Source organism: Nocardia sp. NBC_00565, assembly GCF_036345915.1.
In the GTDB taxonomy this organism is placed as follows: Bacteria; Actinomycetota; Actinomycetes; order Mycobacteriales; family Mycobacteriaceae; genus Nocardia.
Map to the genome: position 1 here is coordinate 5,942,976 of NZ_CP107785.1, position 13,432 is coordinate 5,956,407.

Consider the following 13,432-nt stretch of genomic DNA (forward strand, 5'->3'; position numbering starts at 1 on the left):
CAGTGGTCCGCGATCATCGGTGACCGTCCGCGACTTGTGCCTGGAGCATCGCGATGGTCGCGACCAGGCGGTGTTCAGTCGCGCTTGTCGACGTGGCCGAGATCGCGGTCGGGCGCGACCCGGTCCCGCACCCGCTGCTTGAGCACGGCGATATCGGGAAAGCCGCCGTCGGCCTTGCGTTCCCAGACCTGCGCACCGTCGACGGTGATCCGGAAGACGCCACCCGTGCCCGGGATCAGCGCCACCTCACCGAGTTCGGTGGCGAAGGTGCTCAGCAATTCCTGCGCCATCCAGCTCGCGCGCAGTAACCAGCGGCATTGCGTGCAGTACTCGATCGCGACACGTGGCATGGGTGGCACGCTACCGGTCACGGTTCGATGATGCCGTCGAGGTAGACCCAGGCACCTTCGATCCGGGTGAACCTGCTGACTTCGTGCAGAGATCCGCGTGCGCCGTCGGCCTTGTAGTGGGCGATGAACTCCACGATGCCGGTGTCGTCGAACGGTCCGCCGCGCTCGGTGCGCAGGATCTCGAGGAACAGCCAGCGCTGATCCGGGTCGAGGTCGAGCGTCTCGGGTCGGGTGCGCGGATGCCAGGACCGCAGCAGGTAGTCGGTATCGCCGACCGCGAACGCGGTGTAGCGCGACCGCATCAGCGCCTCGGCTGTCGGCGCGGACCGCTCCCCCGCCAGCGCGGGTCCACAACATGCGCCGAACGGTTCCCCACGCTTACAGGGACACGGCTGCGACTCGTCCATGCCGGAAATCTTGCTCGCCGCGCCCGCAGCCGCGCGCATCGGGGCATTGCCGAAGTGCGCGCGACATGACGCCGATTCCGCGGCCACGATCAGATGAAGCTGCCGACCATATCCGCCTCCTGATCTTGATCCGCGGCTGCGGCCGAGCCGCCTCGGCGCGAACAGGTTTCGAGTCACCGCGAATCGGCAATGGTTCGGCGACCCGGCCACTCGTGGGGAAATCCAGCTCGAATTGGCGTGTCGCGCGGAGTGTCGCCCAAATGTGTAGCTACCACGGCGATCCAGCGACTCCGGGGCGACGAATCATGGTGTAAACAATGCGGAAGTGTCGACACCGATCAAGGAGCCCGCCGTGGGACTGCTGAATGTGTTGAACATCTTGAGTACCGGTTCCGCCATTGCCTCGACCGGCATTTCACTGCTGTCCAGCATCATCGGACTGTTCAGTCCGTTCTGATACCGACCAGCGACGCGAATGCGCTGCGGTGCAACAGCATCGACCGATCGGAACACGCAGCACGGCCGATCGCACTGCGGATCCGTCCGCGGGTGCACGGTCGCACAGATACGTATTCGCCGAACCGTGGCGCGGGCCAGCGATGCCGCGATCGCATTCATGCGCGTTCGCCGAATCATGGCCGCGCCAACTGATGCCGCGGGACGCGCTCATCGAAGCGCGGCCGCAGCCAGCGATGCCGCGATCGCAGCGGTCTGCTCGCGCCAGCGGCGCAGTTCCGTGACGCTGGGCGCAAGTTCGTAATCATGGTGATGGGCGGCGCGTGACAGCGCCGCCCATACCGTCGCGACCTCCGCAGCGGCGTCATGACCAGCAAAGACGCGTAAAGCGAGCAGCTGTGCGCGCATCGGGCAGCGCGCCAATTCCGGTGCCACGCGCGACCACAACTCATCGACGGACTGCTCGAGCGCCAGCCGCAGAATCCATACGGTCGCCCGCGACCACAGTCCGTCGGCATCGGTCACCGACCCGTCCAGCAGCCGATCCACGGCCTCGAACCGCTCGGCCACCGACGGCCGCGGCGGACTCGGTCGCCCCGTCCCACGACCCGCGCCACGTTGCCGACCCGCCTTCTCTTGCCGACCCGCGCCGCCCTGCCGCCCTGTCCCGTTCTGCGTACCGGTCCTGATCTCACGGCCCGACGCACCCGCTCGACCCGCGCCGTCCCGCCGACCCGAACCCTCGCGCGGGCGATGCTCGCCGCTCACAGTGCTCGCCCCCGGCCGAGGCGATCCGCGGCACAGCTCATCGCCGCAACCACCCGACGAACTTCTCGGTATCCGCGATCAGGTCGCGCATACTCCGCCCGATCGGCACATGCGCCCCCGCCGTCGCGTCCCGCAACGCGTCGACCACCCACTTCCCTTCGCGCGCAAGGTGTTTGTTGAGATCGTCGACCCGCCCGTCGATACCCATCACCGCCAGCGCGACCATCGCCCGGGTGGTCTGCGCACCTTCGATATGCCGCTCGACCGAACGGTGGTCCATCCCCGCGGCCAGCAAGTTGCGCCGCGCTCGCGCCAGACTCGCCGCCTCCACAGCCGACCGGCAGCAGGTGGCCACCAACTCGTCGGCGATGGCGGGCGGCAGCTGCGGTGTCCGGACCAGCGAGCGCGCGTCGTCGAGGTAGCGACGGATCGGGTCACTGGACACCCGCACCTCCACCACCGAACGCTCGCGCCGCTGCACCTCCAGCACACTGGCGTCGAGCTGCATTCGCCGGACCGCCTCGGCCAACCGCTCGTCATGGGTGAATACGATCACCTGCCGCGTCCATGCCATCACCGCGAGCACCCTGGCCAGCCCGTCCACCTTCGCCGGATCCATCGCCTGCACCGGATCATCGATCATGACGAAGCGAAAGGGACTGTCCTCCACGGTCGCTCGCGGCAGGAACAGCGAAAGCCCGAGTGCGTGCAGTTCGCCCTGGCTCATCACCCCGAGCGCGGCACCGTCCACCTCGTCGACGGTGACATCGAGCAGCACCCGGCGTGCGGTTCCGGCGTTGCCCTGCAACCGAATCGCACCGAGTTCGACATTGCTCTGCTGCCGCAGCGTGCGCCAGACCCAGCGCGCCGTCGTCTCCAGCGGCGCCATCCGTTCGCCGCGCAGTCCGGCGGTCGCGGATTTGAGCCAGTCCTCGGCGCGTTTGAGCGTGCGCAGCTCGCTTCCGTTCGCGACCACCGCGCGCGCCCCCGCCAGCCAGCCGGTCATGCGCGGCACCAGGGGCAACCACACCTCGTCGAGACGGTTCAACTCCTTGCGAGTGCCCTGCTGGAGCAGCTCGAGCTCGTCCACCAGGCGCGAATGCGCGCCGCGCAGTCGGTCGGGCAGTTCCGGGGAGTAGTCGGCGGCGGTCAGCGCCGCCCAGTCGGTCCACGCACTACGCACCGCGCTGGTGTCGACGGTGGGCGGGTTGCGCGGGTCGAAATCCAGTTCCGGCGGAATATGTTCGGGCAGCGCGCGGGCGTCGCGCACGGCCTGCCGCAGCGCGGCGCGCGCGGTGGCGAGCGCGTCGACCCGGGAGGTGAGCTCGGCGATCGAGCCTTCCGCAGCGTGCAGCCAGGCCGTGTCCAGCTCCCCACGCCCGCAGACCGGACATGCGCATTCGCCGCTGGCCGCGACGTGATCGCGCGCCCGGCGCAGCAACTCCAGCACCCGCAGATCGGCCTCGGCATCCGCGGTCGAATCGCGAGCCAGCACCGCGCGGCATTCTTCTAGTCGGGCGGCGATCGCTTCGACCTCCGCTCCGGTGGGCAATGCGAGCCGCACGATCGCCCGCAGCCCATCGGGTCCGACCGGATGCTCCGCCGTACCGAGCACCGCACGATCGATGGCGGTGAGATCGGGCCGGTCCGGGCGCAGCAGCGCCGCCATCCGGACCGCGCGGTCGTCGGCCACCGTCTCCAGCGCGGCCACCAGCTCGACCCGCTCCTGACGCGAATCCCGCGCGGCGCGTTCGAGTTCCAGTCGGCGCGTGCGAATCCGCTCCTGCGCCACGGTCAATTCGTCGAGGCCGAGCAGCCGGTGCAGTGCGTCGAACAGATCGCTCGGCTTGCCGTCGACGAGTGCGCCGAGTTCGCTGTAGGACAGGAAGGGACGGTAGAGCTCGAGCAGACCGGCCCAGCGCGTGCCGTCGAAATCCGTTGGCGCGGTGTCGGACCGCTGTTCGGTCCAGCGCGCTTGGCCCAGATCGGTCTGCGGTGACCACTCTTTGGCAATGGTCAGCTCGGGATCGGCTCCGGTGGTGAGCAATTCGAGTTCGATGCGGGACGAGTCGCCGACGTGCAGATTCCGCCAGCCCTCGCGCCATGCCGCCGACCGGCCGTCCCAGCGGCGATTGCTGCCGGTGAGCACTAATTCGGCGGCCTCGGCGAAGCTGGACTTACCACTTCCGTTGCGCCCCACCACCAGGGTGAGGCCGGGGCCCGGCGGCAGCTCCAGCGTCGCCTCGGGGCCGATACCGCGGAATCCGCGCACCCGGATCGCGCGCAGGAAGATGCCAGCGGCGGCGGATTCGGTTGTCGGATCATCGGACTCACCGCCGCCGAGCGCGCGCAGCACGGCATGCGTGACATCGGGGGTGACCGCGGGGTCCGTGGCGAGCCGGCGGGCGACGACTTCGGTCAGCCGCGGCACGGTCGCCGTCGCAGGATCGGTTCCGGGATCTGTACGCATGCGTCACCCCCTACACCACCGAACCGCGGCACGTCCTCCAACCCCCGTACCGGGTATCACCGTTGAAAGCTGAGCGAAACGGTACCCGATGGCGTGGAATAGGCGCACAGCGGTGTTGTTCGGCATGTGCCGCAGGGAGGGTGCGAACCTGCCCGCGGGGATGGTATGGCCATCGAACGGGCTGGGATCCGCTCGATGTCCACCCCTCGCCAACCCCGACGGGCAGCTCGATGGTGTATCACCCGATATGGGTGGCTCGGTCGGAGCCGAACAGGACAGAATGCCAGAATCGGACAACCAACGCAAGATGGCGGCCGCGCCGAATGTGCTGTCCGTGCAGTGTTTTCCGGGTAAAACTCCCGGTCACCACCACTTGTCGGTGGGCTGCGGTAGAAATCCGTCAACCGAGAAACGGGGGAAGATATGACGCACAGCCGATCCGGGGCCGCCGGATGAGCCAGGCGGGAGCAATCAGATGACCGCGCCGTGGAGCGAGGATCAGGTCAGCGCGCTGGCGCCGGATGCGAGTTCGTTATCCGCCGCGCGCAAGCTCGCCGGGCGCTGGCGCGGCACCGGACAGTTGGACACCGCGCTGTGGGGTCTGTGCCAGGGCAGCGGATCCAAGCCATATCAGACGATCGTCGATCTGGCGGGCCCCGCGTACAAATGCTCGTGTCCGAGCCGCAAGTTCCCGTGTAAGCACGCGCTCTCGCTGTTGTTGACCTGGTCGGGCGGCGCGGTCACCGAATCGACCGCGATCGCGGACTTCGCGGCGGAGTGGATCAACGCCCGGGCGGCCCGCGCCGCCGAACCCACCGCCACCCGCACCACGAATCCGGCGACCGCCGAGCAGCGACGGGTGCGGGTCACGGCGGGTCTGGAGGAACTCGACGTCTGGCTCGGCGACCAGGTGCGCACCGGGTTGGCGCAGAGCGATCGCTCGTTCCAGGCCTTCGAGACGATCGCCGCCCGGATGGTCGACGCGCAGGCGCCCGGCGTCGCGTCGGCGCTACGCCAATTGCCGACCGCGGTGGTGACCAGATCCGACTGGCCCGATGTCGTACTCGCCGAATACGCCAGGCTGCATCTGCTGATCGCCGCGCACCGCCGTCTCGACGACCTGTCCCCCGAACTGCGGGCCGGCGTCCGCACCCACATCGGCTATCCGATCCCCGCCGAGACCGTGCGCGCCGAACCCGCGGTCCGCGATCAGTGGCAGGTCCTCGGCATCCGGACCAGTGCAGATGAGCGGCTCTACACCCGCCGAACCTGGTTGTACGGCAGGCAGACTCGGCGCTGGGCGTTACTGCTCGAGCATTCCTTCGGCGCACCGAACTTCTCGGCCGAGGTGCCGATGCCCGGCATGATGGCCGACGCGGATCTGCACTACTACCCGGGCGGCGCGCCACTGCGGGCGCTGTGGGGCGAGCGGCACGGCGCGGCCGAACCGTTCACCACGCTGCCGGTTGCCGAGGGCACGATCGCGGTCGCGCTGGCCGAGCACGCCAAGGCGCTCGGCGGTGATCCCTGGCTACGGTCACGTCCGATGTTGCTCACCGGAGTGGTCCCCGGATGGACCGAGAGTGGCTGGTACATCACCGAATCCGACGGCACCGCGCTCCCCGTCGCGGCCACCGAACAGCCGTGGCGGCTGCTCGGTGTGTCCGGCGGGCATCCGGTGACACTGGCCGCCGACTGGGGTATCGCCGGATTGATCCCGATCTCGGTGTTCACCGCGGGCGAGGTGGTCGATGTGGGCGGTGCGGAGTCCGCACCTCGCCAGGTGTCGAATGCGGCCGCTGCCCCGGTATCGGAGGATCTGACCTCGGTGGCGCTGCTCGGCACGGCCCGCAGGGCACTCGATCCCGCCCGGCTCGAAGCTCCGGTGGCGGCGGCCGCCGCTCGGTTGCGCACCGATCCCGCGCTGCTGCTGCTCGAATCGGCCGCGCTGCGTGGCGCTTTCGCGCGCGGCGGAGTTTCGGCCGCCACCGCGACCACACCCGAACCTGCCGAGGACGACGCTCGGCGACTCCTGCCGCGCGCCGCGGCCACCCGCCTCGCCAGGATGCTGCGCGACCGCTCCGCCTTCCTGCCCGAATGGTTCGCCGCCGCAACACCATTCGACTATCGCGCCCCGGACGCGCTGTGCGCGCTGCTACTCGAGCAGGCGAAGGCCCATACCGAGCTGCGCGAGCCACTGCTGCGCCTGGCGGGAGCCCGCGGCCGCTGGCTGGCCGATCAGCATCCGGAATGGCGAGACCTGGTGCGGTATTCCGATGCGGCGCCAACGGAGCAGAGCTGGCAGTTCGGCCAGCCGCCCGAGCGCCGCGAATGGCTCACCGACCTGCGCCGCCGCGATCCGGACGCGGCGCGGACCGCACTGGCCGCGTCGTGGCCGAAGGAGTCCGGTCCGCTGAAGGCCGAGTTGCTCGCGGTACTCGCCGAGGGGATTTCGGCCGCCGACGAACCACTCTTGGAAGCGGCGCTGGACGATCGGCGCTCCGATGTGCGGCGGGTCGCGGCCGGACTGCTGCCGCTGCTGCCGAATTCGGCGTTCGCACAGCGCATGACGCGGCGGGCGAGCGCCTGGGTCCAGGTCGAACATCTGCTGCTGCATCGGAATCTGGTGGTCCGCGTGCCGGAATCGCTCGACGACGCCGATCGCAGGGACGGCATCACCGACCGCACCGTGGAGTTCACCTACCGGTGGGACGGCGCACCGGATCTGCGGGCGGGACGGCTGCGGCAACTCGTCGCCGCGACGCCGCTGGCCCACTGGGAGTCCGAACTCGGCGCACCGGATAAGGCCATCCAGGCCAAGATCAGTGACCGGTTTCGGCAGCCGCTGTTCGACGGGTGGGTGGATGCCGCACTGGCGCGACATGATCCGACGTGGGCGCGGGCACTGTTCGAGGCCGGGGTGCCGACCGATCTGGCGATGCTGCGGCGGCGCGAACTGTTCGCACTGCTGGCGCTGCCCGATCGCACCCGGCATCTGCTCCAACTGGACGGCGCGTGGCTCTCGGAACTGGAGGCGCTCCTGCCCGCCGTGGGGCATCCCTGGCCGGAAACCCTTGCGCAGCACCTGATTCTGTTGTTGTTCGAACGCGCGCGTGCCGCGGCCAAACGACCCGAATCGCACGGCAGCAGCCCGAGCGCACATCGGTCGCTGCTGTCCGCGGCGGCCGTGCACCTACCCGTCGGCGCGGCGCGCGCGGCCACCTTGGTGGCGCGCCGATGCGACGACCCCAACTGGGAGCGGGCCTTCGATCAGCTCGCCCATGACCTCAACCACCGCTCGATGATGCTCGAGGAGTTGCGATGACTACCACCCGATCCGCGCCGGAGCTGTTGCGGCCGCACGCCGAACAGGCCTATGCCGACGAGTTGCGCGCGCTGGCCGCCGTCGATGATCGGCCGCGGCCACCGTCCTGGCTGCTGTCGCCGTGGGCGGTGGTCACCTATCTACTCGGTGGCACGCTCGACGACGGCACGGTGATCACACCCAAGTACGTCGGTCCGCGCAGGCTCATGGAGGTGGCGGTCGCGACCCTGGCGACCGATCGGGCACTGCTGCTGCTCGGTGTGCCGGGAACCGCCAAAACCTGGGTGTCGGAACACCTTTCGGCCGCCATCAGCGGTGCCTCGACGCTGCTCGTGCAGGGCACGTCGGGCACCGCCGAAGAGGCGATCCGCTACGGCTGGAACTACGCGCGGTTGCTCGCCGAGGGGCCGAGCGAGGCTGCGCTGGTGCCCTCGCCGGTGATGACCGCGATGCGCGGCGGTGCCATCGCCCGCATCGAGGAACTCACTCGCATCCCGTCCGATGTCCAGGACGCGCTGATCACCGTGCTGTCGGAAAAGACGCTGCCGGTGCCGGAACTCGGCATGGAAGTGCAGGCCGCCAAGGGCTTCAACGTCATCGCTACCGCCAACGACCGTGACCGCGGCGTCAACGACCTGTCCTCCGCGCTGCGCCGCCGCTTCAACACCGTGGTGCTGCCGCTGCCCGCCAGCGAGGACGAGGAGGTCGCCATCGTCACCCGCCGGGTCGAACAGCTCGGTTCCGCACTCGAACTGCCCAGCGTCCCGGCCGCGGCCGAGGAGGTGCGCCGCGTGGTGCGCGTCTTCCGCGAACTGCGTTCCGGCAGCACCGCGGACGGGCGCACCAAACTGAAATCCCCCTCGGGCACGCTGTCCACCGCCGAGGCGATCTCGGTGATCACTAATGGCATCGCCCTGTCCGCCCACTTCGGCGACGGCACGTTGCGCGCCGCCGATATCGCGGGCGCGGTACTCGGGTCGGTCATCAAGGACCCGGTCGCCGACGCCGTCATCTGGACCGAATACTTGGAAGCGGTTGTTCGCGAACGCCCCGAGTGGTCCGACTTCTACCGCGCCTGCCGCGAGGTCAGCGGATGAGCCCGGCCGACAGCCCTCCGGCGACACGGGTGTTCGGCATCCGGCATCACGGCCCCGGCTCGGCTCGATCGTTGCGCGCCGCGCTCGACGAGTTTCGACCCGACACGATTCTGATCGAGGGACCGGCCGATGCCGATCCACTGGTCGGATACGTCGCGGCGGAAGGGATGGCGCCGCCGGTCGCGCTGCTCGCCTATCTGCCCGATGCTCCGGCCAAGGCCGCGTTCTGGCCGTATGCGGTGTTCTCGCCGGAATGGCAGGCGCTGCGGTACGCGGCCGAACACGATGTGCCGGTACGGTTCTGCGATCTGCCCGCGACCACGGTGCTCGCCACCGAAGACGAGCCCGGCGACCGCATCGATCCGCTGGCCGAACTGGCCGCGGCCGGTGGCTACGACGATGCCGAGCGCTGGTGGGACGCGGTGGTCGAATCCGCCGCCGACGCCAACGCATTCGACGCGATCACCGAGGCGATGGGCACGCTGCGCGAAGCGGCCGAACAAGGCATGTTCGCGATCGGCGAAGCGGTCGGTTTCGAAGACGCTGAACGCGAACCCATCGGTATCGACGCGCACACCTTGCGGCGCGAGGCGTATATGCGGCAGACGATGCGCAAGGCGCTCAAGGACGGGGCACAGCGGCTGGCCGTGGTGTGCGGCGCCTGGCACGCACCCGCCCTCACGGGGAAGCTGGGGCCCGCGACGGCGGATACCAAGCTGCTCAAGGGACTCGCGAAGGTCAAGGCGACCGTGACGTGGGTGCCGTGGACCCATTCGCGGCTGGCGACGACCTCCGGATACGGCGCGGGCATCACCTCACCCGGCTGGTATCACCACCTTTTCACCGAGACCGAACAGCCGATCGCACGCTGGCTGACCAAGGTGGCCGGAGTGCTGCGCACCCACGATCTGCCGGTCTCCAGTGCGCACATCATCGAATCCGTCCGGCTCGCCGACACTCTCGCGGTACTGCGCGCCCGACCGTTGGCCGGACTGTCGGAGGTCACCGAGGCGGTGCGGTCGGTGATGTGCGCGGGCGATGAAACCATGGTGCACCTCGTCGCGACCGAACTGGTGGTCGGCGAGGCGCTGGGCGCGGTACCCGAAGGCACGCCCACCGTCCCGCTCGACGCCGATCTGCGGACCCGGATCCGGACCCTGCGACTCAAACAGGAAGCCCTGTCCCGCAACCTCGATCTGGACCTGCGCAAGGAGCGCGAGGTCGAGCGCTCCCGGCTGCTGCACCGGTTGCGCGTACTCGAAATCGACTGGGGCACACCGACAACCGGCGAGGTGCGCAGCACCGGCACGTTCCGGGAGACCTGGACCCTGCAGTGGCGGCCGGAATTCGCCGTCTCGATCATCGAGGCGTCTCGTTGGGGCACCACCATCCGCACCGCGGCCGAGGCCAAGATCCTCGACACCGCGAGCCGCGCGGACAGCACGGTCGGCGACCTCACCGCCGCACTGGAAGTGGCGCTGCTCGCCGATCTCGGCGGCGCCACCGACGGCCTGATCACCCGCCTGGAATCGGCCGCGGCGCTCGACCACGACGTGACCCACCTGCTCGCCGCCCTCCCCGGCCTGACCAGAACACTGCGCTACGGCGACGTCCGCGGCACCGACACCAAGGCGCTCACCCACGTCGCCGATGGCCTGCTCGTGCGCATCTGCGCGGGCCTGCCCGGCGCGGTCACCGGCCTCGATACCGAAGCAGCCGAACAACTCCGCACCCAGATCGACGCCGCGCACACCGCCATCCACACCCGAGACGACGGCTGGGCCACCGGCGAATGGCTCGCCGCGCTACGCCGTCTCGCCGACCGCGACGATGTGCACGGCGCTCTCGTCGGCCGCGCGGTCCGACTGCTCGCCGATGCCGGACTCATCGACGAATCCGATTCCGCACGTCGGCTTTCCGCCGCGCTGTCGATCGGCAACACCGCCGCGGCCAAGGCCGCCTGGATCGACGGCTTCCTCGGCGGCCGCGGCCTCCTGCTCGTGCACGACCGAGAGTTGTTGCGCCTCATCGACGACTGGCTACGCGGCCTCGGCGACGACATGTTCGTCGAGATCCTCCCGCTACTGCGCCGCACCTTCGGCGCATTCGAATCCGGGGAGCGCCGTGCCATCGGTCAGGCGGTACGAGACGGCGGCTCCATCACACCGCAGAGCGGCTCGAGCACTGGTCTCGATTTCGAACGCGGCCTGATCGCAATGCGCACGGTCGCAGACATTCTGGGGGTACCGGCATGAATATGTCACGTCGACAGCCCGGTTGGACGCCGGATCGAACCTCGAACGCCGAAGATGCGACGGCAGGGCGGGCCGCCGCCGACTGCACTGGAGCGGACCGATGACGAACAGTGAAACCCAGTCCAGGCGTTGGCGTTTGGTGCTCGGCACCGCCGCCGAGCAGCCCCTCGGCGGTCTCGGATCCGCCGACGACGAGGCGATGGACAGCGCGCTGTCGGCCCTCTACAACACCGGCGACGACCAGACCTCGGGCAAGCGCTCGGCCGGTCTCGGCGGCTCCGCACCCAAGGTGGCTCGCTGGCTCGGCGATATCCGCACCTATTTCCCGTCCACCGTCGTGGAGATCATGCAGCGCGATGCCGTCGATCGCCTGAATCTGACCCAGCTCCTGCTGGAACCGGAACTCCTCGAGGCCGTCGAGCCCGACGTGCACCTGGTCGGCACCCTGCTCGGCCTCAATCGCGTCATGCCCGAAACCACCAAGGCCACCGCACGAATGGTCGTCGAGAAGGTGGTCCGCGAGATCGAAAAGCGCATTGCCGCGCACACCGTCGCCGCGGTCTCCGGCGCGCTGAACCGCGCCGCCCGTGTCACCCGCCCGCGGCTGCGCGATATCGACTGGAACCGCACCATCCGCAAGAACCTCGCCAACTACCTGCCCGAACATCGCACCGTCGTCCCCGAACGTCTGGTCGGATACGGCCGCAAGGCGCAGGCGGTGCGCCGCGACGTGGTGCTCGCCATCGATCAATCCGGCTCGATGGCCGCCAGCGTCGTCTACGCATCGGTCTTCGGCGCGGTCCTGGCCTCCATGCGCTCGCTGAAGACCTCGTTGGTCGTCTTCGACACCGAGGTCGTCGACCTGACCGAACAACTCACCGATCCGGTCGAGGTCCTGTTCGGCACCCAACTCGGCGGCGGCACCGATATCAACCGCGCCATCGCCTATTCCCAATCCCTCATCACCCGTCCCGCCGACACCCTGTTCGTGCTCATCTCCGACCTCTATGAGGGCGGCATCCGCGCGGAAATGCTGCGCCGGGTCAACGCCATGCGGGAATCCGGTGTCCAGGTGGTCGTGCTGCTCGCCCTCTCCGACGACGGCGCCCCCGCCTTCGACCACGACAACGCCGCCGCCCTCGCCGCCCTGGGCATCCCCGCCTTCGCCTGCACGCCCGACAAGTTTCCCGACCTGCTCGCCGTCGCATTGGATCGCGGCGATATCCAGTCCTGGGCCAGCAGAAATGCCTGAGGTCAGTGCGTCGGCAGCGGCTGCGGCCCGACCGGGCCCATCGCACCCCACGCGGTGGCCGAGGCCGGGACCACCAGCGGATGCAGCAGCGCCGCCAGCCCCAGCAGCACGACCGCGATGATCGCGTCGAGCCAGTAGTGGTTGCCGGTGCCGACCACGACCAGTGTGGTGAGCACCGGATGCGCCAGCGCCAGCCAGCGCCACGCGCCACGGGTCGCCGCCACCACCGCGAAGGCGAGCAGCAGCGCCCAGCCGACGTGCAGCGAGGGCATGGCCGCGAACTGGTTCGATAGTCCGCCGGAATCCGGTGCGCCATAGACGGATTGGCCGTGTACGGCGGCGAGATCGACGAATCCGTACTCGGGCAGCATGCGCGGCGGCGCCAGCGGCATCAGCACGTGCACCGCCAGCGCGGCGCCCGTCAAGGCGACCATCAAGTTTCGCGTCCATCGGTAATGCTGCGGCCGAAACATCCACAGCCACAACAGCACACCGACCGCGACCGTGAAATGCGCCGTGGCGTAATAGAAGTTGGCCGGTACCGCGAGAAAATCCCGGTGCAGGAACACACCCTGCAGCGTCGTTTCCTCCGGCAGCCCGAGCCGGTCCTCGAAGCTCAGCATGGCCCTGGCATTCGCCAGGGCGTGCACCGTGTCGTCCGCGGTGAACATCCGCCCGACCCGATAGCCCAGATACAGCACGGTAATCAGGGCGAGCTGCCGAACCGCCTCGCCGCCGCGGCCGTGCACCGCCGCCCGCATCCGCTCGGCGACACCGCCGAACGCGGGCGAAAAGTCCACATTCGGACCACCGAGACCCACTGCCACCATCGCCAGCGGCCTCCTTCCCCATCGAACCAGGCCGCCATAAGGCGTTAAACGGAGCAACTACCTCCGTTTACCGTAGCATCACTCGTTAGCCAGACTCAGCACACTGTGACGGGACAGACAAAACCCCCGCGGCTGCTCTCGAAGATGCTGAGCGCACCGGTAGAACACCGGACGCTGCACCACGTTCGGCTGCTATCACGGCGCCACCAACACACTCGCCTG

General features: G+C 69.2%; 10 protein-coding genes. 5 read left to right on the forward strand and 5 right to left on the reverse strand.

All coding sequences use genetic code 11. The features are described from left to right. Positions 1-74 precede the first annotated feature (74 nt). Both OG874_RS27525 and OG874_RS27530 read right to left on the reverse strand, forming a co-directional pair. Entirely contained in the window at positions 75-350 is a 276-nt protein-coding gene (locus OG874_RS27525; RefSeq protein ID WP_330250013.1) for a SelT/SelW/SelH family protein, read from the reverse strand. Between the two features lie 17 nt (positions 351-367). After that, positions 368-796: a YchJ family protein gene (locus OG874_RS27530; protein WP_442943433.1), complete on the reverse strand. Its 429-nt coding sequence runs from the start codon at positions 794-796 to the stop codon at positions 368-370. 286 nt (positions 797-1,082) lie between these two features. Here OG874_RS27530 and OG874_RS27535 point away from each other — a divergent pair, with 286 nt between their 5' ends. Further along, positions 1,083-1,214, forward strand: a complete 132-nt coding sequence (locus tag OG874_RS27535; protein WP_330250014.1) for a hypothetical protein — start codon at positions 1,083-1,085, stop codon at positions 1,212-1,214. Positions 1,215-1,423: 209 nt separating this feature from the next. Here the strand turns inward: OG874_RS27535 and OG874_RS27540 are convergent, their stop codons facing one another. Both OG874_RS27540 and OG874_RS27545 read right to left on the reverse strand, forming a co-directional pair. After that, a complete protein-coding gene (locus tag OG874_RS27540) occupies positions 1,424-1,981 on the reverse strand; it encodes a hypothetical protein (protein ID WP_330250015.1) in 558 nt (185 codons plus the stop codon). A gap of 37 nt (positions 1,982-2,018) precedes the next feature. Then, entirely contained in the window at positions 2,019-4,451 is a 2,433-nt protein-coding gene (locus tag OG874_RS27545; RefSeq protein ID WP_330250016.1) for an AAA family ATPase, read from the reverse strand. A gap of 475 nt (positions 4,452-4,926) precedes the next feature. On the opposite strand from OG874_RS27545, the gene OG874_RS27550 reads away from it, so the two are divergent. From OG874_RS27550 to OG874_RS27565, 4 genes are all read left to right on the forward strand, one after another. Continuing rightward, complete coding sequence (locus OG874_RS27550; RefSeq protein ID WP_330250017.1) at positions 4,927-7,776, forward strand: SWIM zinc finger family protein; 2,850 nt, start codon at positions 4,927-4,929, stop codon at positions 7,774-7,776. After that, positions 7,773-8,873, forward strand: a complete 1,101-nt coding sequence (locus tag OG874_RS27555; protein ID WP_330250018.1) for an ATP-binding protein — start codon at positions 7,773-7,775, stop codon at positions 8,871-8,873. Before OG874_RS27550 ends, OG874_RS27555 begins: the two co-directional genes overlap by 4 nt. Continuing rightward, positions 8,870-11,128, forward strand: a complete 2,259-nt coding sequence (locus OG874_RS27560) for a DUF5682 family protein (protein ID WP_330250019.1) — start codon at positions 8,870-8,872, stop codon at positions 11,126-11,128. Before OG874_RS27555 ends, OG874_RS27560 begins: the two co-directional genes overlap by 4 nt. Positions 11,129-11,228: 100 nt before the next feature. Next, positions 11,229-12,380 (forward strand): VWA domain-containing protein, encoded by a 1,152-nt coding sequence (locus tag OG874_RS27565; protein WP_330250020.1) that lies wholly within the window; start codon positions 11,229-11,231, stop codon positions 12,378-12,380. A gap of 2 nt (positions 12,381-12,382) precedes the next feature. Here OG874_RS27565 and OG874_RS27570 read toward each other — a convergent pair whose 3' ends face one another. Further along, positions 12,383-13,210 (reverse strand): phosphatase PAP2 family protein, encoded by an 828-nt coding sequence (locus OG874_RS27570; RefSeq protein WP_330250021.1) that lies wholly within the window; start codon positions 13,208-13,210, stop codon positions 12,383-12,385. Positions 13,211-13,432: the final 222 nt, after the last annotated feature.

Excerpts from the sequence above, each read along its gene's own strand:
- OG874_RS27525 (WP_330250013.1), bottom strand. The coding sequence starts at position 350 with ATGCCACGTGTCGCGATCGAGTACTGCACGCAATGCCGCTGGTTACTG.
- OG874_RS27530 (WP_442943433.1), bottom strand. The coding sequence starts at position 796 with ATGCGCGCGGCTGCGGGCGCGGCGAGCAAGATTTCCGGCATGGACGAG.
- OG874_RS27545 (WP_330250016.1), bottom strand. The coding sequence starts at position 4,451 with ATGCGTACAGATCCCGGAACCGATCCTGCGACGGCGACCGTGCCGCGG.
- OG874_RS27550 (WP_330250017.1), top strand. The coding sequence starts at position 4,927 with ATGACCGCGCCGTGGAGCGAGGATCAGGTCAGCGCGCTGGCGCCGGAT.
- OG874_RS27555 (WP_330250018.1), top strand. The coding sequence starts at position 7,773 with ATGACTACCACCCGATCCGCGCCGGAGCTGTTGCGGCCGCACGCCGAA.
- OG874_RS27560 (WP_330250019.1), top strand. The coding sequence starts at position 8,870 with ATGAGCCCGGCCGACAGCCCTCCGGCGACACGGGTGTTCGGCATCCGG.
- OG874_RS27565 (WP_330250020.1), top strand. The coding sequence starts at position 11,229 with ATGACGAACAGTGAAACCCAGTCCAGGCGTTGGCGTTTGGTGCTCGGC.
- OG874_RS27570 (WP_330250021.1), bottom strand. The coding sequence starts at position 13,210 with ATGGTGGCAGTGGGTCTCGGTGGTCCGAATGTGGACTTTTCGCCCGCG.